This window comes from Microbulbifer sp. MLAF003 (assembly GCF_030012965.1).
GTDB classification, from domain to species: Bacteria; Pseudomonadota; Gammaproteobacteria; order Pseudomonadales; family Cellvibrionaceae; genus Microbulbifer; species Microbulbifer variabilis.
The window spans coordinates 1,427,366-1,446,939 of sequence record NZ_CP120232.1; the positions used below are offsets into that span (position 1 = coordinate 1,427,366).

The window sequence follows — 19,574 nt, forward strand, 5'->3', positions numbered from 1 at the left end:
GTGCGTAAAAGTGGGACGTGCCGGATGAATTGCCGAGAAAGCATCAGAGTTAGAAAATAGAAGATGACAATCGCTCCGGAATTACTGCGCAGAATTGTAGAGGGCGCCCTGCTTGCGGCAGGGCAGCCTCTGAGTGAAGAAAAGTTATTGTCGCTGCTTGAAGAAGAGGAGCAGCCCTCCAATACAACCTTGAGAGATATCCTTGAGGAGATAGCGCAGGATTGTATTGGGCGCGGCTTTGAACTCAGGAAGGTGGCCACGGGCTGGCGTTTCCAGGTGCCTGAAGATTTGGCGCCCTGGGTAAACCGCCTTTGGGAGGAAAAAGCGCAGAGGTATTCCCGCGCAACTTTGGAAACTCTGGCAATCATCGCCTATCGCCAACCGGTAACCCGCGGAGATATCGAGGAGATTCGCGGTGTAGCGGTAAGTTCGCAGATTGTTAAAACCCTGCTTGAGCGCGGTTGGGTCAAAGTAGTTGGCCATCGTGATGTGCCTGGCAAACCATCGCTGTATGCGACCACGCGGGAATTTCTGGATTACTTTAATCTAAGCTCCCTGGATAATTTGCCAACCCTGGCTGAGATTCGCGATATAGAGAGTCTCAACAAGATCCTTGAAGCAGAGGGGTTGTCCCCAGAGGAGATTGCCGCGGCAGAGACTGATAGTGCAGATATTGAGGTGTCGCAAATCAGCGGTGAGGTTTCTGCAGAAAGTGGAGAGTCGGAGGTCCAGGAGGGTTCTGAAGAAGAAGTTGTTGATATTGCGGCTGAAGAGTCAGTGGGCGATATTGATAACGAGCCTGATGATATTGATGGAGATGTGCGGGTTGAAGCGCTGGTAGAGGAAATTGTAGCGCAGTCAGAAGACCAGCCTGCTGAAGAAGTTGAGCCTGTGTCGCCAGTGGAGCGAGAGAAAATTGATGAGAAATTAGATGAGGGCGATCGGGATGATGCGGTTGAGGCTGCGGCATCGCTGGTTGCGATGGAGATTGAGCGGGAGCAGGAAGAAACGGTATTAGAGAATTTGGGTGCCGTTGACACAGGTGATACTGAAGCCGCCCCCCAAGACGATAATAGAGAGACTGAACTGGTAGCGGAGGCGCATAGCACAGCCCCGATAGCGGCGACCCTGCCGCCTAGTAGCCTGTTTGGTGATAACGACACAGCGAGCGAAGTCGGACTGGAAGATAGGGCCGAAGGAAATGCTGATGTCGATGATGATTCCCAGGATGTAGTGCAAGTGGAAAACACCACCCCATGAGTGATGGCACCTCGCCAGCAGGCGAAAAATTGCAGAAAGTATTGGCACGCAGTGGCCTTGGTTCACGGCGAGAGATGGAGCGCGCGATCGATGCTGGCCGCGTGACAATCAATGGAAAAGTGGCGGAGCTAGGTGAGCGGGTTACCGACCAGGACCGCATTGAATTTGATGGTCAGCGACTGCCATCGACCGAGGAGAATCGCTGCCGCGTCATTCTGTACAACAAGCCGGTCGGTGAGATTTGCTCACGCCACGATCCCGAAGGGCGCCCGACAGTTTACGATCGATTACCAAGGTTGAAGACGGGCCGTTGGATTTCTGTGGGGCGCCTGGATTTTAATACCAGTGGACTCCTATTGTTTACCAACAGTGGTGAGCTGGCCAACAAATTGATGCATCCCTCCTCGGTGATCGATCGCGAATACCTGGTACGAATCCAGGGCGAAGTGGACGATGAGATGAAAAGGCGCTTGGTCAAAGGGGTATTGCTGGATGATGGCTCTGCGCGCTTTACTGATATCGTCGAGAGCGGCGGTGAGGGTAGGAACCGCTGGTTCTATTGCGTGGTAATGGAGGGGCGCAACCGTGAAGTGCGGCGTTTGTGGGAATCTCAGGGTGTGCGAGTGAGCCGCCTCAAAAGAGTTCGCTACGGTAGTGTATTTATCCCCTCCCATGTGCGTGTGGGCCAGTGGATTGAGATGGAGCCCCGCGAAATTGATGATCTGTGTGTTACTGCGGGTCTGCCAAAACTTGGTCAGAGACCGCTCACACAGGGAGAAAAACAGACTCTTGAGCGCCAGCGCCGAAAGCTACGCAAGTCGCCGGTGCAGGCGCAGCGCCGCAACAAGTCCAGGTAAGCCCCAATAAAAAAGCCCGCCATTAGCGGGCTTTTTTATTGAAAATAGTAATGAGGCTGGTAGCGCGGTCTATGGTGATTGGGGTTCATTCTCCGGTGTTTCCCCAGCTTCCTCCTGCTGTTGGTTTTGCATTTCCGATTGAACACCCTGCGGGCCTCCCCCCATAGCATCATCAACATCCGAGGGAATATCTGAGACGGAGTCTGTAGTATTGCTGCTCCCCTGGTCTGCTCCGCCGGGCGTCGGACCCTCAATTGCATCAGTACTGGATTCCAACAAATTCTTAAGTTTTGACAGTCCGTGTTCGTAGGACTCACCTACCATTTTTTTCACAGCCAGGCCCATCCAGCGTTCCCTGGGGCCGCCTCCTGTATCGCTCATAAAGGCCCAGGTTATCTTGGTGCCTTCACCCTCGGGTTGGAGCTTAAACTCCGCCTCCGCAGTGCTACCATCACCGAAAGCCAGTTTGGTGCGGACCATAGAATTTGGCGTGCTGGCGGTGATAGTCTGGCTGCCGTTGCCTGCCTTCGAGTTCTCGCCACGCCAACTCATTTCCGCGCCCACGCCCTCTTCAGGTCCGCTGTAATCGTATTGCATAGATGGGTCTATATTGCGCCAAGGGGACCAGCTATTGAATTTGCGAAAATTATTGACGTAGGGAAAGACGGCCTGGGGAGGCTTATCGATATAGACGCTCCGCTCAAGGCTTACCTCTCGAGGGAACAGATATCCGGCGAGCAGTAACAATACCAGGAATATGAGGATATAGATGATCCAGCGCATAGCAGGGTCCTTTGCTATTGGCGGTCAAATAGTCATGATCGCCAGCCCATGCTGGCGATAGATTGTTTATAGCAGTTTTTGCGCCGTTCAATCGTCGGTGATATGCAGAAGTGGCAGCTGAATCTCGACACACAGGCCGGCACCAATGCTATTGCGCGCAGTGATACTGCCTCCATGGTGCAGCAGAGTGCGTTGGGCAATAGCCAGACCCAGGCCAAAGCCACCACTCTCCCGGGTGCGTGCGCTGTCCGTTCGATAGAAGGGGCGGAAAATAGCCTCCAGTTCATCCTCCTCAACCCCTGAGCCAGAGTCGATTACAGAGATGCTACAGGATTCTCCGGACTCCTCTACCAGTACTCGTACGAGGCCGCCTGAGGGGCTGTATTTGATGGCATTACGCAGAATATTCTCCAGTGCTGCGGTCAGTGAGCTGCCGCGAGTAGCGATTAAAAGCTCTTCGCCAGTGGTGCTCACATCAAAGCTCAGGCTTTTTTCCTCAGCTTCTATGTGCAGATCATCAATCAATGCCGAAAGCAGGCTGTTCAACTCGACCACATCATCCAGTGGACGCTGCTCCTGGCTACTGACTGGCAGGGACAATACATCGGCAATGATATCCTCCAGGTAATCCGCAGCCTTGCCGATTTTGTCCAGCTCGGTGTCAAGCCCTGCCACCTGCTTTTGGCGGGCGATAGCCAAAGCTACCTGGAGCCGAGCCAGGGGGAGCGCAACTCATGAGAAACATCCTTGATCAGGCGGCGCTGTTCGGACATGGACTCCTGCAGTTGTGCGGTCATTGAGTCAAAATCGAGGGCAAGGTCAGTCAGTTCATCGTTGCGGGTGCGCAAACTCGGAGCAACCCTGTAGTCCAGCTCACCGGCAGCGACTCGTCTGGTGGCGGTTCGGAGCTGTTCAAGGGGGCGGCTCAAGTAGCTGGCCAGCCAGTAGCAGGCAACTCCGGAAGCGATCATTGAAAGCAGCAGCATGGGCCAGAAATTGCGCCATAGGAAGCGCAGCAAAAGGCCTTCCTTGCTATCGCCGGCAACCAGGGCGATGCGTAGAGGGTCCCCTGTGCGTAGTGGCAGGAAGAAGCCCACGGTGGGTTTATTGTCCACTAACATGTGCGCTTCGCGATTGCGGTAATCCAGGCTGTTGATCAGAGGCTTCATATCGGTAGGAACCTGGCGCCCAAGCAGATCGTTGCCCAGGTGGTCCACCGCGTAGACGCGGCGTTGGACTTTCTTAGGCGCTCGCTCCAGCCAGTGCTGGAACTGCTCAGGACCATGGCGGCGGGCTATACGCATATTGCGCATGACTTCTCGAAATAGTGCGGGCCCCTCCCAGCGCTCCTCCTGGCGTGGGTCGCCAAACTCGCCAAAATGGGTAATGTAAATGGCGGCAACCACCATCACCATGGCGGTGATCCATGCGCCAAAAAACATTTTCCAGAAGAGGCTGCGCATTTTGATACTACCTACTGCTTGGCCTGGGTGAGCATATAGCCAGCGCCGCGAATATTGATAATCAGATCGCGGCTGGCGCCTTTGTCGGCGAGCTTCTTACGGATATTGCTCACATGTACGTCGATTGAGCGATCGTAGGGCATAAGCTTGCGCCCCAGTGCACTTTCGGTCAGAACCTCTTTACCAACCACATCCCCGGCGTGCTGCACCAGCACTTTGAGTACTGAGAATTCAGCACCAGTGAGGGATAGGGTCTGTTCGCTCCAATAGGCCTGGTGTTCAGCTGGTAAAAGTCGCAACTGACCGCTGCTAAGGCTGTCGTCATTTTCTTCTATTTCAACCCGCCCACGGCGCAATATAGCGCGCAGGCGCGCGGCCAGCTCACGTGGATTACAAGGTTTGGGCAGGTAGTCATCGGCCCCCATTTCCAGGCCCACAATGCGATCCACGGTATCGCCTTTGGCTGTGAGCATGATGACAGGCAGGGATCTACTCGTTGGGGAGGCCTCTTCGCGGAGTTTACGCAGCACGTCAAAACCGTTGTGTACTGGAAGCATTACATCCAGTACCAGGGCGTCAAAGTTTTGGCTCTGTGCCAGCTCAAGCCCCCGGCCGCCATCATTGGCCGCTGTTACTTCAAAGCCTTCGCCGGTGAGGAACTCCCTCAGCAGGTCGGTCAATTCTGTGTCGTCATCGATCAGGAGGATTCGGCTCATGGCGTTCTCTCTGTTGCTGTGGTGCCATTATATGCAAAGCACTGGCGCTAGTTATCGCAGCCCTGTGGGCTTTTTACCGTTCTTAACAATTGTTTACCCCGGTTTGCCCCTGTTTACACAGGCCACACTTACTATGAAATCACTGAATGCAAACGAGAGGACAGAATGATGAAGAACTGGAAACTGGCGGTAAGCAGTTTGGCCCTGGCGGGTGTTTTAGCTTTCCCCGCAGCGACGATGGCGTCTGGCGGGGGTGGGGATCACCACAAGCGCGGCTTTGAGCACATGGCCCGTGAGTTGCAGCTGACCGAGGGACAAAAGGCACAGCTAAAAGCCAACCGCGATGGTACCCGTGAGGCGAGAAATGCCCAGCGTGAACAGCTGAATGCTCTGCGAAAGCAAATCCATGCTGCGATAGAGTCCGGTGCTGACCAGGCTACAGTGGATCAGCTGGGTGCCGAACTGGGTCGGCTGAAGGTACAGCAAATGCAGAGTCACTACCAGATGCGCCAGCAATTTGAGGCGATTCTCACCGATGAGCAGAAAGCCAAGTTTGAAGAGCTAAAAGCTGAGCGCAAAGAGCGCCGAATGAAATGGCGCGAAGGCCGCCTTGAGCGCCGCTCTTCAGACTCCTGATTACCCTTCTATAGACTCCTTGTGCGATCCACCGGGCGCGCCCTTCCCCAGAGGCCCGGTAGGTTCATAACCCTTTGCCCCCGTTCAAGGGGGCCTTTTTGTTTCCCCTGCTTTTGCTTTTCAGAGTCAGCTTGCTGCATTCCGCTATTGCTGGGAGAATACGCCGCCCCGCAAATAGGTGTCTAGTGTGGCCCGGTTAGGGCAGAGAGGAGTGACTGTGAGCAAAATCGGCTTGTTTTATGGCAGCGACGAAGGCAACACTGAATCTATAGCCCTGCGTATCCGCGCCCGCCTGGGTGAGGATAGGGTAGATCTGTTTGATATTGCCGATGTCACTCAGCTGGATATCGCCAACTACGAGCAGCTGATTTTTGGTATTCCCACCTGGGATTTCGGCCAGATTCAGTCCGATTGGGAGGAGTTCTGGGAAGATGTGCAGGAAATCGACTTTAGCGGTAAGACCGTGGCCCTTTACGGTTTGGGCGACCAGTTCGGATACGGCGATTACTTCCTCGACGCTATGGGCATGTTGCACGATGTGATTGTCGGGCGAGGAGCGACCATTGTCGGTTTGTGGTCTACTGAAGGCTATGAGTTTGAAGCTTCCAAGGCGGAGGTCGAAGGTGAGGGCAAATTTATGGGCCTCGCTATCGATGAGGATCAACAGGAAGAGTTGACTGCTCAGCGCCTTAACCTGTGGTGCAAACAAATTGCTGATGAATTCAATCTTGATGGTGGTGCTGACAGCATCATTGAGTTGGATGATTAAAATTGCATGGATCAGGCAATACCCTTTAAAGAATTCTGGGCTTGGTTGGCCGAACATCCCAACTGTATCCTTCGTGCCGGGAGTACAGACTCAGTAGTTTACGATGATGATGACTACTATTGGCGCTTTGCTGAGGAGGATGCCCGCACCTTGCTCGTTCAGGTTATCCGAGGAAAGCGCCCCGTAGCAGAATTCTTTATCGAACCTGCGCATGTATCCACTGTTCGAGTGAACCCTGGTGAACGAGGGGAATTCAATTTTGATTTGGTTACCGAATTTCAAGGGCAGATGCAGGTAATTTTTTATTTTGTATTGTCACATGGCTTTGACGAGGAAGTCAGTCCAGTCGAAGAGTCTTCCCATACTTCAGGAAACCTCCATTAAAAGGTGGGTAATTCGGTTGTGAATTAAGGGTACTAGTTGGTAAGTCAGATGACACTAAAAAGATTAGCCCTTTATTAACTTATTGCTGTTTCACCGCAGGCTGTTTTCCATTGAATCGACACCGACATTCTTGTCAATAAAGGTTAGTAGTTCAGTATAAGGCCCCATCTTATTTTTCTCGCTATAAAATCCATATGCTTCATTGGCAAAAATAAGACTTTTATCAGTTTTTCATTCCTCTCAAAAAGTACCAAGTTTAAAGTGGGGGTGTTTCTGCAATCTTATTGGAGGCGCTTATCTCTTGAGGTTGCTACTTTATCAGTCGTCTATTGTGTAACTTTCAGGCTTCGCCTAACTCGAATAAGGTCTTTAGGAGGTATAAATGAGTGCCAAGACATATAGCAGTTCTTTATTATTTAAACTTTTTTATACAGTGCTTTTTTTTGTTGCTTTTTTTCTCGGGGGATGCACTTCGTCTCAAAAGTTGGTTAACTCAGATTGGTATGAGGTGGAGACAGAGCATTTTCGTATTGTAACGAATGATGATGCCACGAAAGCAAAGGAATTGGCTATTGATCTTGAGATGCTTAGGCCTGTCGCTAGGGAATATCTTAAGTTTGTGCCGGATCAACAAAAGTTAACTATCTACGCACTTGATGACAGTCTTAGTTTTAGAGGGTTGTTTAGTGGGGATGATTCTCGGCGTGTTATTGGGGCTTTTCAAAATACATTCTACGGTAGCTTTGCCATTGTAAATTTGGCAGGTAATAGGTTTTACCCGGACAACCCAGCGCGCCAAACTTTGTTTCATGAATACATTCACTTTTTGTCTTATGGGCGTGATTCTTTCAATCTTCCATATTGGTATAGTGAGGGTGTTGCAGAAATATTTTCTACAGTTAGTTTTAGTGATGGGGAATTTAGGCTTGGAAGGATGCCTGCTAGTCGTGTGGTCGGCCTCAATGCTTCAAATTTATTGCCTCTAGATAAATTGCTTGATGCGAAAAAAGGGTCTTTAAACCTCAAAGATAGAACAGAGCTCTATGCCAGTGGTTGGATGTTGACGCATTGGCTGTTTTTTGATGTGGAAAGACGGAAAGCTCTTAATAAATATCTGGTTGAGTATGATAGAGACCCAGATTCGGCTCGATCGCTGTGGGAAGAGTTGGGTATGACATTTGAAGAGTTAGAATCTCAGTATCTGCAATTGGCTAAGTTGGGTAGCTTTGGTTATGTTGATAGACCTTTAGATCTAGAGAATGGGATTAAAGTTAATCCATTGGTAAAGTCTCTCCGGAAAGATAAAGCGATACTAGAGATTGCACGTTTTATGTCGTTTTCGGGGCAGGATGTCATTAAATTAAAAGATTTTATTGAGTATGCTAAAAAGGAGGGGAATAGCAGCTATGAGCTAATTGTTACAATGGCACTTGCTGAGCTTCATGCTGGAAATATCCTTCAAGCCAAAGAATGGTTGAGCTCCATCCCTGTTGATCACCACGAGCAGGAATGGTTTCTTGAAGCGAAGGCTCGTGTTGGTTTGGTCGAAGAGCTGTCAAAAGCTGAGAATATTAATTTAACCGCAGTAGCTGATATACGAGATGAGTATATCAAGCTTATTAATTCCCATGATGATGTGCCTGTTTATTGGTATGAACTTGCAGTTGCAATGCAGGTACTAGGGTATCCACGAGAAAGTTATTTTGAAATGCTGGAGCAGGCTTATTTGCGTGCACCAAGGCACACAGGTATAGCATGGTGGTATGCTCATGAGCTTTATATTAGTCGTGATAGAGAATATTTTTCTCAGGTTGTTGGCCCTCTAATGGTACAGCTTTCCAGTTTGGAAAGGGAGGGTCGTCTGGATTCAATGCGCAGGGAGATTGAAAATGTTAGCAGCCCTCGTTTATCCGCTAAGCCTGTGAAAGAAGGTTTGGGAGAAAACCTTATTAAATACCAGGATATGCCAGGGGAAAAAGCTTTGGCATTGGCCTTAGATTTTAGGGGGGCCTTTGTTATAGGTTTTTCTGAAGAGAATATTAATCAGGAAGCTGCAAATGATGCTGCACTTAATCTTTGTGAGAAATCTCGGCAGCGTTATAAGGTCTTTGGGAAATGCCGCCTTTATGCAGAGGGAAACCGAATTGTAGACTCAGGGGTGGCTGAAAGAAAGCTGTGATTTATCTTTTTATGTCCTGTATCAAGTCTATTACGAGGATATGTGTGGGCTTTTAGCCCACACTTTTAGTTTCAAGAGTGCTGGCTAATTGCCTGCTAAGTTCTCGTTTGCATTTTCTCTATATGGCTTGTGCTGTTCAAACCAGTACAAGATAGAGGCTACCTTAGCAATCATCTGGCTGGGTCTCGCGGCAATACTGTGAGAGGCGCCTGGGATACGCACCATTGCAGCTTCCACATCGTTCAACTTCAGTGCCTGGTAAAACTGCTCTGTTTCAGACATCGGTGTGCGGTAGTCCTCCTCTCCGGTAAGCAGCATGGTTGGCGTAGTGACATTGCCCACATAAGTCAGCGGTGAACGGCGGCGATATTCTTCCGGTTTTTCCCAGGGCATGCCTGAGAACCAGTACTTAGTAAAGAACCTGGAATAATCCGCAGTCAAGACGAAGCTTTCCCAGTTGATTACTGGTTTGGCAACGACCGCAGCTCGGAATCGATCGGTTTTGCCGATGATCCAGGCTGTTAGGGTGCCGCCCCCGCTGCCGCCGGTAACAAACAGTTGCTCCTCATCGATAAAACCCTGGTTGATGACTGCATCCACGCCGGCCATCAAATCGTCGTAATCCTGGCTCGGGTAGTTGTGGTGAATCAGATTGGCAAATTCATGCCCATAGCTGGTGGAGCCTCGAGGGTTTGTATAGAGAACCACATAGCCTGCGGCAGCAAAAAGTTGCACCTCTGCGGCGAACCGGGGGCCATAGTTAGAGAAGGGCCCGCCATGAATTTCCAACAGCAAGGGATATTTTTTCTTCGGGTCGAAGTTGGGCGGGTAGGCGACCCAGCCCTGTATATCACGGCCATCAAAACTGGACTTGTAATTGATCTCCTCCACGCGGGCCATATTGCGCAGCGGCATCACATCGTTATTGAGGCTGGTCAGCGCTTTTACTTTGCCATTGTGGGCCAAAGCCAGCTCTGCCGGATGTTGCGGATTGGTTTGCGTGTAAGCAATAGCTCCGCGCTTGGATGTGGCAAAGTGAGTGCCCGAGTAGGGTCTCCCCAGCGATAGACCGCCAGCATCACTGGCGATAACAGTGTCACTGCCACCAATTTTTTTAATGGCAATTTTTGTGGAGCCCTGATCGTCGTAGCTGTAAGCGATACGTTTACTGTCGCCTAGCCAGTGGTAGCTGGAGATACTGCGGTCTTTTGCGGTTTGGACTTTGCGAGACTCGCCGCTGCCGAGATCGATGATGCGCAGGCTGTGTTGTTGGTACCCGAGCCGTTGATCCTCAAATCCCAGGTAGGCAAGCTTTTTACCATCGGGGGAGATCTGCGGATGGTGATCAGGCCCGAATCTTTCGGTGATCTGCTCAATGTCGCCATCCTTGAGATTTACTCTATAAATTTCAGAGTTCATCAGTTCGATCTCGTGATCGGGGTGGCGGTTTGCAGAAAAGTAAATAGCGTCGTTGTTTTTACTCCAGGCGAGACTACTGTTGTGGTCGAACTCACCGCTGGTAAGCTGACGCGGCGTGCCGCCCTCACGGGAGATGACAAATATTTGGGTGTGCCCCTGCTTGAGATAACCCATACCGTCCGCACGATAAATACTGCGGTCGATAAACTGGGGTGATTTTGCCCACTCGGCGCCCTCGGGCGCTCCGGGCAGTTCAACCGGCAGAGGTTTGCTCTCTGGCACAAACATGGTGAAGGCAATTTGTTTGCCGTCCCTTGACCACTGAATATTTGAAGGGGATTTTGGCAGGTGGGAGATCTGCAGGTTTTGACCGTTATCGAGCCACAATAGGTGTATCTGGGGGCTGCCGCTGCGGGAACTGATAAAGGCGATTGTTTTACCGTCCGGGGATAGGCGCGGCGAATAATCAGCGTAATCTCCTGAGGTCAGTGGGCGGTGGTCCTTGCCGTCGGCACTGATGCGCCATAGGTTTGCCCGCTTGTTGTCCGCCATTTTGTTCATGGAGTTGCGGACGTAGTAAATACTCTTTCCGTCGTTACTGAACTGAGGGTCGCTGGCATACTCGAGATTGAATACATCCTCATAGCTGAAGTTAGTGGGTTGCTCTTCAGCGAGGGCAGGACTGGCGATTAATATCGCCGCGGCTATTTTCAATAGTCTGTTCATTATCTGCGGGCTCCTCCATTTTGTTATCGGAAGGAGCATACCGCAGAGGCAGTTGGTTAGGAGGCGAATAAGCCGATCCGTGTATTTAGTGGGATAGTCCGTGCAATTAATAAATAATTATCGTCTGCGGCAGTAAGCTCAGGTTAGAAGCTCCCTAAGTACTTCCCGATAGATTTCCTTGAGTATATCCAAATCGTCGGCTTTGACTCTCTCATCAACTTTGTGAATAGTGGCATTGACCGGCCCCAGCTCCACTACCTGCGCTCCTGTTGGAGCGATAAAGCGGCCATCGGAAGTGCCCCCTGCCGTGGATAATTCTGTTTCTTTTCCTGTGATTTTTTGAATCGCTTGCTCTACAGCGTGGACCAGTGGACCCTCGGCAGTGAGGAAGGGGTGCCCGGACAAATTAAAGTTCGCTTCATATTTTAAGTTGTGCTTATCCAGGATTGCTCGGGCACGGGCCTCCAGTTCTTCGGCGGTGGATTCTGTAGAAAAGCGCCAGTTACAGAGCAGATCCACCTCACCGGGAATCACATTGGTTGCTCCTGTACCTCCGTTGATATTGGAAACCTGGAAGCTGGTGGCTGGGAAAAATTGGTTGCCCTGATCCCACTCTTCTGCGGCCAGTTCAGCGAGAGCTGGGGCCAAATTGTGAATTGGGTTTTCCGCCAGATGTGGATAGGCCACATGTCCCTGCACACCGAAGACTTTTAATTCAAGGCCCAGGGAGCCGCGTCTTCCATTTTTGATAATATCGCCGACGCGCTCGCTGCTGGAGGGCTCACCGACAATACAGCAGTCTATTTTTTCTCCCTGCTCTTCGAGCCACTCAACGACTTTGACTGTGCCGTTGATTGCCGGCCCCTCTTCGTCGCTGGTGATCAAAAAGGCGATGCGACCGCTGTGATCGGGGTGCTGATGGATAAACTCCTCACAGGCCACCACCATTGCTGCCAGTGAACCCTTCATATCGGCCGCGCCGCGACCATACAGAAAGCCATCGCGGATTTCGGGTTCGAAGGGTGGGCTGCTCCAGTTTTCCTCCGGCCCGCTCGGCACGACATCGGTGTGTCCGGCGAAGGCGAGCAGTGGGCCTTTGCTTTGCCCGTTGCGCACCGCCCAAAAATTATCGGTATCGCCACGGCGCAGCTTTGCCACTTTGAACCCAATTTTTTCCAGTCGCTCAATCATCAGGTCCATACAGCCTGCGTCCTCGGGGGTTACGGAGCGGCGGCGGATAAGGTCAAAGGCCAGTTGCAGTGTGGGGGTCACGGAGTAATCCTTTTGGTCGATGAGGTGCGCTATTATCGGAATTTATGCAGGCGAAGAGTGGGCGGGGTCGGGGCCCCGCCGAGTCAGGTCTTAATTGCTGTGCAGTGCTGCATTCAACTCAATGGCACTCTTATTCGTTAAACATTCAACGGCGCCATTGGTGGAATTTCTGCGGAACAGCAGGTCGGATTTTCCGGCCAATTCGCGCGCTTTGATGTACTCGACCAGTTTGCCGCTGTCGTCCAGTAGGGCCACTTTGGTCCCGGCGGTGATATATAAACCCGCTTCCACAGTGCAGCGATCTCCCAGGGGGATGCCGATACCGGCGTTGGCACCCAGCAGGCAGTTGTCGCCCACAGAAATCACTATGTTCCCACCGCCGGAGAGGGTACCCATGGTGGAGCTGCTGCCACCCAGATCGGAGCCCGCGCCGACAAATACGCCGGCCGAGATGCGGCCTTCGATCATGCCCGGTCCCTCGGTGCCCGCGTTAAAGTTGACGAAGCCCTCGTGCATGATCGTGGTGCCCTCGCCGAGATAGGCGCCGAGGCGCACACGCGCGGTGTGGGCGATACGCACTCCCGTAGGTACCACGTAGTTGGCCATCTTGGGGAACTTGTCGATGCAGGAAACTTCCAGGTGCTCTCCTTTTAAGCGCGCTTCCAATTGTCGCTGTGGTAGTTCCTCCAGATCGATGGCTCCCTGGTTGGTCCAGGCTACATTGGCTAATTTACCGAAGATGCCATCGAGATTAGTTTCGTGGGGTTTTACCAGACGATGGGAGAGTAGATGCAGTTTCAAGTAGGCTTCGGGAAGCGATTGTGGTGCTTGGTCAGTGGAGAGCACTACCGCCGCCAGAGGCCGCTGGGTGATAGTAAATTGTTGCAGGATGTCTGCTTGATCGTTGGCACCCAACTGGCGCAATTTCTTTTCCAGGGGATGCAGTTGGGCTGGGTCCAGAGAAAGGCTGTAGTTGCCTTCGCCGATCTTCAGGGTTTCCTTGATTACAGCAGCTACACCCGTATCGGGCTTAAACAGAGGCCTGGGGTAGTAGACTTCCAGCCATTCCCCCTTATTGTTACAAGTGCCTACGCCAAACCCAATACTGTAAATATCGCTCATATTTTCCTCCTAGTTGGATTTGCTGGCGAGTTGGGCGAATTCGGTCTCTTTAAAACCGAAATGGGTGTTGTTACCGCTGGTGGTTACCGGGCGTTTGATCAGTGTTGGGGTTTCGCTGACCAATGCTACGGCGATGTCATTATTCATGCTGTTTTTCTGGTCGTCAGTAAGTGCGCGCCAGCTGGTGGAACGGCGGTTTAGTACTTCCTGCCAGCCGAAATTTTCCAGCCAGTCTTTAAGGGGTACATTATCCATTCCATCTTCTCGGAAATCGTGAAATTGATAATCAACCCCATTTTTTTCCAGCCATTTACGGGCTTTCTTTACAGTGTCGCAGTTTTTAATTCCGTACAGAGTAATCACAGTTACGCCTTTTTGGTTTTCTTGGGATTTTTGCGGTTGGGATAACAGGTAGTGCAGATTTCGCATACGGTGCCATCACAGCCTCGTGCGGAACAGTATTCCCGGCCGTAGAAAATAATCTGCAAATGTAACTTATTCCACTTTTCCTTGGGAAACAGCCGCTTCAGGTCCTTTTCAGTTTGGGTAACATTTTTTCCGCTAGTGAGCCCCCAGCGCTGGGCAAGTCGGTGAATATGGGTATCCACCGGGAATGCCGGATGTCCAAATGCTTGCGACATCACCACACTGGCGGTTTTATGGCCGACACCGGGCAGGGTTTCTAGTGCAGCCATATTTTCAGGTACTGCGCTATGGTATTCATTGACCAGAATTTGCGACAGTTTACTGATGGCCTTGGATTTCTGCGGGGACAGGCCACAGGGGCGGATGACCTCTTGGATTTTTTCCACCGGTACCTGTGCCATGCTTACCGGGTTGTCTGCCAGCAACCAGAGTGCGGGCGTTACCTGGTTGACGCGCTCATCGGTGCACTGTGCCGAAAGTAATACGGCCACCAGTAATGTGTAAGGGTCTTTGTGGTCAAGGGGGACCGGAGTTTCCGGGTAGAGTTCTTCTAGGCGCTGTAGAATAAAATCCACTCGCTCCTGTTTTAGTAAGTTTTTTACTGCCATTCTTTGTTGTGCCTGGGGCTCCGGGATGTATTTTTTGTGTCCGAGTGTTTGTGCTAGCTGCAAAAGGTTTTGATGCGCCGAGCGGCTTCCACGCACTCCTCAAGCGTCGCTACCAGGGCCATGCGTACGTATTCACTTCCCGGGTTTAAGTGCTCGTTTTCGCGTGCGAGGAAGGCGCCTGGCAAAACGGTAATGTTCTGCTGGCAAAATAGCTCGCGGGCAAAACTCTCTCCATGACCGACGCGCGGCCAGAGGTAAAAGCTTGCCTGAGGGAAACTCACTTCGAGGCAACCATCGAGAATATCAAGTACCGCATCAAATTTCTGTTGATAGAGTGTACGGTTTTGTCTTACATGCTCTTCATCCTGCCAGGCTGCGATGGACGCATACTGGTTTGGCAGAGGCATAGCGCAGCCGTGGTAAGTGCGATAGAGCAGAAATTTATCCAGCAGTTGCGCGTCGCCGGCTACAAACCCCGAGCGGAGGCCGGGCAGGTTTGAGCGTTTGGAAAGGCTATGAAATACCACACAGCGGCGATAATCGTTGCGGCCGAGATCTTTGCATGCCTGCAGTAATCCGGTGGGTGGTGATGCTTCATCGAAATAGATTTCTGAGTAGCATTCATCTGAGGCGATAGTGAAATCGTAGCGATCAGCAAGCTGGATCAGTTGCTGTAAATCTGTTACTTCCAACAGCGCGCCAGTAGGGTTTCCCGGTGAGCAGATATACAGCAGTTCGCATTGTTGCCAAACTGACTCGGGGATGGAGGCAAAGTCGGGTTTGAAGCCGTTGGCCTTCACACAATTTATAAAATGTGGCTGAGCACCGGCAAGCAGTGTTGCGCCTTCATAGATCTGGTAAAAGGGGTTGGGCATAAGCACTTTACTGCCCGGTGTCACTATGGCTTGGGCAAAAGCGAATAGCGCCTCGCGGGTACCGTTTACTGGTAGCACCTGAGTTTCCGCACATAGCTGGTCCAGGTGGAAGCGTTTGCGCAGCCATTCTGCGATTGTCACACGCAGTGATTCCAGTCCCTTTGTGAGCGGGTAGGAGGAAAGCTTGTCCAGGTGTTGAACCAGCTTACCGCGGACAAAACCGGGTGGGGCATGCTTTGGTTCACCAATAGAGAGGGCAATATGCGGCTTGTCTGCTGCCTCCAAGCCCTCTTTCAGCGCTTGCAGTTTAGTGAATGGGTAGGGCTGCAACTTTTCCAGGTTGGGGTTCATAGCAGTCTCATACGCTCTCTCAATAGTTATTAGTGCGGTGTGGTGTGGTCGTCCAGTTCCCGGCAGATTGCCTCTTCCAGTGAGCGATTGATCTCGTTGTCACAGAGAGCTCGTCCCTCTGCATCGGTAATATGGAAAATGTCTTCCACTCGCTCGCCGAGCGTGGAAATTTTAGCGTTGTGCAGGCGCAGGTCATGGGCGATAAAAATACGCGCAATACGGGCCAGCAAGCCGGGCCTGTCGGCACTGGTTATTTCCAGGGTGCTATACAGGTCCCCGGGTTCGGCTGATAGGTGCGCCTGGCTCTCCAGTTCAAACATTTTTAGGCGGCGGGGGGTGCGACGCTGGATCACCTTGGAGTAGTCCTCCACCAGGGCCAGCTCCTCCTGCAACGTAAGCCGAATTTGCTGTAGTCGCTGCGGTTCGTCAAGCAGAGGTTGGCCGGACTCATCCAGTACGTAGAAGGTGTCCAATGTGTATCCGGAGGCGGAATTATAAAGTCGGGCGTCGTGCACACTTAAGTTGAGCATATCGAGTCCGGTCACAGCGGCAGCAAAAACATTGGCCCGGTCGGGAGTGTATACGAATACTTGGGTGGCACCGTCGTGCTCACCGGGGCCGGAATTGCGGGTCAACACCAAGGTGTCGCTTTGCTCCAAGGGGGCATTGCTGTGTAGCTCATGGATAGCGGCAGTGTGCCAAGTAATGTTGTCTGCACTCTCGCGTACAAAATAGTCTTCGCCCATCTGTGCCCAGATATTAACTACTGAAGCTTCGGGCAACCCCATTGCCTGTAGCTTTTCTAAAGCAAGGCTGCGGGTTTCCTCGATAATTTCTTCCCGATCTATAGGGTTTTCCAGGCCGCGGCGCAGGGCATGTTGGGTAGCTTGGTAGAGCTGACGCATCAGGCTCGCGCGCCAGCTGTTCCACAGCTCCGGATTGGTGGCATTGATGTCGGCCACTGTGAGTGCGTATAGGTAGTCGAGATGCTCGCGGTCACCAACTTCGCGGGCGAAAGCATGTACTACTTCGGGGTCGCTGATGTCCTGTTTCTGGGATACCTGGCTCATCAATAAGTGTTTTTCTACCAGCCAGCAGACCAGTCGCCGGTCGCGGGCGGGCAGTTGGTGTCGCTGGCAGAATTCAGTTGCATCTACTACTCCCAGCTTGGAGTGGTCGCCGCCGCGGCCTTTGGCAATATCGTGGTAGAGGCCCGCGATATAAAGCAACTCTGGTTGACGCATGCGACCTAGTATGTCCGCAGCGATGGGAAATTTTTCCCTCGCTTCTGGACTGCGGAAACTGCGCATATTGCGCACTACCTGCAAGGTGTGGGCGTCTACGGTGTAAATGTGGAAAAGGTCGTGCTGCATCTGACCGGTAACACGTCCAAACTCCGGTAGATATCGCCCTAGAATTCCGTAACGAGTCATGCGCGATAACTGCGTGGATAGCCCCCGCGGGGAACGTAATAACTGCATAAACAGTTCGCTGTTGGCGGTATTTAAGCGGAAGTCTCGGTCGATCAAATGTCGGTGTTCGCGAATCAGGCGGATAGTAGAGGCGCGCACCCGGGTGATCTGCGGATTTCTCGCCATCAGTACAAAAATTTCCAGCAATGCTGAGGGGTACTGGCTGAAAACCTGTGGGTGAGTAACTTCAATCGCACAACCGCGAAGCTGGAAGCGTTCGTTAATGGGGGTGATATCCTGCTCGCCGCCGGGTGCCAGAATTGCTTCGCCGAGATATTGGAGAAGTACATCGTTCAGTTGGCGCAGTGCCATTACAGTGCGGTAGTAGCTGTGCATAAACTGCTCTACCGCCAGTTGGTTATTACTGTCCTTGTAACCAAACTGATTTGCCAGCTCCCTTTGGTAATCAAACAGCAGGCGTTCCTCCGCACGCCCGGCAAGCAGGTGGAGTCCATAGCGAACACGCCAAAGAAAACTCTCGCCAGACTGGAGGATGGCAAACTCCTCCTCAGTAAAAAAAGCCTTGCCTTGCAACTGTTTAAGTGTGCGCACTCGAAAGAAGTACTTGGCGACCCAGGCGATGGTCTGGATGTCGCGCAATCCCCCGGGGGAGTTCTTTATGTTGGGCTCGAGAATATATTCCGCCGCTTGTTGGCGGTTGTGGCGCTCTTCCTGCTCAGCGAGTTTTGCGTGGAAGAAGTCTACAGTGGACCATAGTTTGTTGCGCTCTAAAGAGGATGCCAGGTGTTCTCCTGGTGCGGCATCGCCAACCACCGTACGCGACTCTGTGAGGTTGGTCATCACGGTTATATCTTGGGCGCCAAGCTCCAGGCACTCCTCGACACCACGTACCGAGTGGCCGATATCCAAGCCCAGGTCCCAAAGGAGTGCCACAAAGCGCTCAATATTGTCGATTGTCTTCGAGTCCGAGCGGCCATTAGTAAGTATTAACAGGTCGATATCTGAGTGAGGGTGTAGCTCACCACGTCCATAGCCGCCGACTGCGAGCAGCCCTGTGCCGGGTTTCCATTCGTACTGATGCCATGCGTAGTGCAGTAAACAGTCCACGAATAGGGCTCTTTCATGAATCAGAGTGTTTACATCTTCGCCCTCGCGAAACCGCTCTGTCATCTGATGCTCGGCAGCGCCGACGGCATCCTTAAAAACTTGCAGGGGTGGCTTTTCGCCGGCGGCTAAATCTCGGCGAAATCTGGCCTGATCAAAGAAAAATAGAGGCCGTTCAAAGTGGGGGATGTGGGCCGGCTGCATGGGCGGAGTCCATTTGACTGTGTCCCGCCGCTTGGCGGCGGGTCTTTGCATCTTTTACTGAGGGCGCAAGCTAGGCGCACGGGCTAAAACTGTTCCTCACTGCGGGCGGTTAAAACCTCAACACCATTGCTGGTGACCGCCATAGTGTGCTCCCACTGGGCGGACAGGCGGCGATCTTTGGTGATTGCAGTCCAGCCGTCGCCGAGAACGCGGGTGGCGGCTTTGCCGGCATTGATCATTGGCTCAATGGTAAAGGTCATGCCCTCCTGCAGCACTTCGCCGGTTCCAGGCTGGCCGTAGTGCAGAATTTGAGGCTCCTCATGGAATACATCGCCGATACCATGACCGCAGAAGTCGCGCACTACTGTGTAGTAGTTTTTCTCGGCATGTTGCTGAATCACATGGCCAATATCGCCTAGGGTAGTGCCTGGGCGCACAATCTCAATAGCTTTGTACATGCACTCCTGAGTTACCCGCACCAGCCGCTCGGCATGTGCGGCTGGCTTGCCAACAAAGAACATCTTGCTGGTATCTCCAAACCAGCCATCTTTGATCACGGTGACATCAATATTGATGATGTCGCCTTTTTTCAGCACTTTACTTTCGGAGGGTATGCCATGGCAGACCACTTCGTTGACAGATGTACAGATGGACTTTGGGAAGCCGCGGTAGCCGAGGCATGCGGGTATGGCCTTTTGCACGTTAACAATGTGTTCATGGCAGCGCCGGTCCAGTTCTTCCGTAGTGACACCGGGAACGACATGCTCGCCAATCATCTCCAGGACCTCTGCTGCGAGGCGGCCTGCGATACGCATCTTGGCAATCTGTTCCGGGGTCTTAATGGCTGAAGTCATGCGTGTCCTTAGGTCAGTAGTTGAAGGCGGGCTGTACCCGCCGCGGCGCGATATTGTAGCGGATTGCCGGCGGCTGGGCATAGCTCACAGGCATGGAGGCGCTGCGTGCGTTGGACACAACCCCTGCGCGCCA

The 19,574-nt window shown here is 52.2% G+C and carries 18 protein-coding genes; 6 read left to right on the forward strand and 12 right to left on the reverse strand.

The window, feature by feature from the left end; genetic code table 11:
- The first annotated feature begins 63 nt into the window (after positions 1 to 63).
- The gene (gene scpB, locus P3339_RS06915) at positions 64 to 1,260 is read left to right on the forward strand and encodes an SMC-Scp complex subunit ScpB (protein WP_282952826.1); all 1,197 of its coding nucleotides are present in this window, start codon (positions 64 to 66) and stop codon (positions 1,258 to 1,260) included.
- Positions 1,257 to 2,117, forward strand: a complete 861-nt coding sequence (gene rluB / locus P3339_RS06920; RefSeq protein WP_282952827.1) for a 23S rRNA pseudouridine(2605) synthase RluB — start codon at positions 1,257 to 1,259, stop codon at positions 2,115 to 2,117. Before scpB ends, rluB begins: the two co-directional genes overlap by 4 nt.
- 69 nt (positions 2,118 to 2,186) lie before the next feature.
- Here rluB and P3339_RS06925 read toward each other — a convergent pair whose 3' ends face one another.
- From P3339_RS06925 to P3339_RS06940, 4 genes are all read right to left on the reverse strand, one after another.
- Positions 2,187 to 2,900 carry an SRPBCC family protein gene (locus P3339_RS06925; RefSeq protein WP_282952828.1) on the reverse strand — a complete coding sequence of 238 codons (714 nt, stop codon included), beginning with the start codon at positions 2,898 to 2,900 and terminating at the stop codon, positions 2,187 to 2,189.
- A gap of 87 nt (positions 2,901 to 2,987) precedes the next feature.
- The gene (locus tag P3339_RS06930) at positions 2,988 to 3,599 is read right to left on the reverse strand and encodes a sensor histidine kinase (protein ID WP_282952829.1); all 612 of its coding nucleotides are present in this window, start codon (positions 3,597 to 3,599) and stop codon (positions 2,988 to 2,990) included.
- Between the two features lie 2 nt (positions 3,600 to 3,601).
- Positions 3,602 to 4,363 carry a HAMP domain-containing protein gene (locus P3339_RS06935; RefSeq protein ID WP_282952830.1) on the reverse strand — a complete coding sequence of 254 codons (762 nt, stop codon included), beginning with the start codon at positions 4,361 to 4,363 and terminating at the stop codon, positions 3,602 to 3,604.
- A gap of 11 nt (positions 4,364 to 4,374) precedes the next feature.
- On the reverse strand, positions 4,375 to 5,079 hold the full coding sequence (locus tag P3339_RS06940; RefSeq protein WP_282952831.1) for a response regulator transcription factor: 705 nt from the start codon (positions 5,077 to 5,079) through the stop codon (positions 4,375 to 4,377).
- 165 nt (positions 5,080 to 5,244) lie between these two features.
- Between P3339_RS06940 and P3339_RS06945 the strand changes: the two genes are divergently transcribed.
- The 4 genes from P3339_RS06945 (at position 5,245) to P3339_RS06960 (ending at position 9,047) form a co-directional block, all read left to right on the forward strand.
- Positions 5,245 to 5,715, forward strand: a complete 471-nt coding sequence (locus tag P3339_RS06945; protein WP_020413540.1) for a Spy/CpxP family protein refolding chaperone — start codon at positions 5,245 to 5,247, stop codon at positions 5,713 to 5,715.
- A 217-nt stretch (positions 5,716 to 5,932) separates the two neighbouring features.
- Positions 5,933 to 6,484, forward strand: coding sequence for a flavodoxin (locus P3339_RS06950; protein ID WP_020413538.1), 552 nt, complete (start codon positions 5,933 to 5,935; stop codon positions 6,482 to 6,484).
- Between the two features lie 6 nt (positions 6,485 to 6,490).
- On the forward strand, positions 6,491 to 6,868 hold the full coding sequence (locus P3339_RS06955; protein ID WP_282952832.1) for a hypothetical protein: 378 nt from the start codon (positions 6,491 to 6,493) through the stop codon (positions 6,866 to 6,868).
- A 382-nt stretch (positions 6,869 to 7,250) separates the two neighbouring features.
- On the forward strand, positions 7,251 to 9,047 hold the full coding sequence (locus tag P3339_RS06960) for a hypothetical protein (RefSeq protein ID WP_282952833.1): 1,797 nt from the start codon (positions 7,251 to 7,253) through the stop codon (positions 9,045 to 9,047).
- 84 nt (positions 9,048 to 9,131) lie between these two features.
- On the opposite strand, the gene P3339_RS06965 is transcribed toward P3339_RS06960, so the two are convergent.
- The 8 genes from P3339_RS06965 to map all read right to left on the reverse strand — a co-directional run bounded on the left by P3339_RS06965 (position 9,132) and on the right by map (position 19,441).
- A complete protein-coding gene (locus P3339_RS06965; RefSeq protein WP_282952834.1) occupies positions 9,132 to 11,192 on the reverse strand; it encodes a S9 family peptidase in 2,061 nt (686 codons plus the stop codon).
- A gap of 138 nt (positions 11,193 to 11,330) precedes the next feature.
- The gene (dapE, locus tag P3339_RS06970) at positions 11,331 to 12,464 is read right to left on the reverse strand and encodes a succinyl-diaminopimelate desuccinylase (protein WP_282952835.1); all 1,134 of its coding nucleotides are present in this window, start codon (positions 12,462 to 12,464) and stop codon (positions 11,331 to 11,333) included.
- Between the two features lie 90 nt (positions 12,465 to 12,554).
- Positions 12,555 to 13,586, reverse strand: coding sequence for a 2,3,4,5-tetrahydropyridine-2,6-dicarboxylate N-succinyltransferase (gene dapD, locus P3339_RS06975; protein ID WP_282952836.1), 1,032 nt, complete (start codon positions 13,584 to 13,586; stop codon positions 12,555 to 12,557).
- Positions 13,587 to 13,595: 9 nt separating this feature from the next.
- Positions 13,596 to 13,949, reverse strand: a complete 354-nt coding sequence (locus tag P3339_RS06980; protein WP_282952837.1) for an ArsC family reductase — start codon at positions 13,947 to 13,949, stop codon at positions 13,596 to 13,598.
- A gap of 2 nt (positions 13,950 to 13,951) precedes the next feature.
- A complete protein-coding gene (nth, locus tag P3339_RS06985; RefSeq protein WP_282952838.1) occupies positions 13,952 to 14,620 on the reverse strand; it encodes an endonuclease III in 669 nt (222 codons plus the stop codon).
- A 53-nt stretch (positions 14,621 to 14,673) separates the two neighbouring features.
- The gene (gene dapC, locus P3339_RS06990; RefSeq protein ID WP_020413530.1) at positions 14,674 to 15,846 is read right to left on the reverse strand and encodes a succinyldiaminopimelate transaminase; all 1,173 of its coding nucleotides are present in this window, start codon (positions 15,844 to 15,846) and stop codon (positions 14,674 to 14,676) included.
- Positions 15,847 to 15,875: 29 nt separating this feature from the next.
- Positions 15,876 to 18,587, reverse strand: coding sequence for a [protein-PII] uridylyltransferase (locus P3339_RS06995; RefSeq protein ID WP_020413529.1), 2,712 nt, complete (start codon positions 18,585 to 18,587; stop codon positions 15,876 to 15,878).
- An 83-nt stretch (positions 18,588 to 18,670) separates the two neighbouring features.
- Complete coding sequence (gene map, locus P3339_RS07000; protein ID WP_282952839.1) at positions 18,671 to 19,441, reverse strand: type I methionyl aminopeptidase; 771 nt, start codon at positions 19,439 to 19,441, stop codon at positions 18,671 to 18,673.
- Between the last annotated feature and the right edge of the window lie 133 nt (positions 19,442 to 19,574).

Bases quoted from the DNA above. Each gene is read 5' to 3' on its own strand.
- dapD (WP_282952836.1), bottom strand. From the start codon at position 13,586: ATGAGCGATATTTACAGTATTGGGTTTGGCGTAGGCACTTGTAACAAT.
- P3339_RS06925 (WP_282952828.1), bottom strand. From the start codon at position 2,900: ATGCGCTGGATCATCTATATCCTCATATTCCTGGTATTGTTACTGCTC.
- P3339_RS06960 (WP_282952833.1), top strand. From the start codon at position 7,251: ATGAGTGCCAAGACATATAGCAGTTCTTTATTATTTAAACTTTTTTAT.
- P3339_RS06965 (WP_282952834.1), bottom strand. From the start codon at position 11,192: ATGAACAGACTATTGAAAATAGCCGCGGCGATATTAATCGCCAGTCCT.
- rluB (WP_282952827.1), top strand. From the start codon at position 1,257: ATGAGTGATGGCACCTCGCCAGCAGGCGAAAAATTGCAGAAAGTATTG.
- dapC (WP_020413530.1), bottom strand. From the start codon at position 15,846: ATGAACCCCAACCTGGAAAAGTTGCAGCCCTACCCATTCACTAAACTG.
- map (WP_282952839.1), bottom strand. From the start codon at position 19,441: ATGACTTCAGCCATTAAGACCCCGGAACAGATTGCCAAGATGCGTATC.
- P3339_RS06940 (WP_282952831.1), bottom strand. From the start codon at position 5,079: ATGAGCCGAATCCTCCTGATCGATGACGACACAGAATTGACCGACCTG.
- nth (WP_282952838.1), bottom strand. From the start codon at position 14,620: ATGGCAGTAAAAAACTTACTAAAACAGGAGCGAGTGGATTTTATTCTA.
- scpB (WP_282952826.1), top strand. From the start codon at position 64: ATGACAATCGCTCCGGAATTACTGCGCAGAATTGTAGAGGGCGCCCTG.
- P3339_RS06935 (WP_282952830.1), bottom strand. From the start codon at position 4,363: ATGCGCAGCCTCTTCTGGAAAATGTTTTTTGGCGCATGGATCACCGCC.
- P3339_RS06995 (WP_020413529.1), bottom strand. From the start codon at position 18,587: ATGCAGCCGGCCCACATCCCCCACTTTGAACGGCCTCTATTTTTCTTT.
- P3339_RS06945 (WP_020413540.1), top strand. From the start codon at position 5,245: ATGATGAAGAACTGGAAACTGGCGGTAAGCAGTTTGGCCCTGGCGGGT.
- P3339_RS06955 (WP_282952832.1), top strand. From the start codon at position 6,491: ATGGATCAGGCAATACCCTTTAAAGAATTCTGGGCTTGGTTGGCCGAA.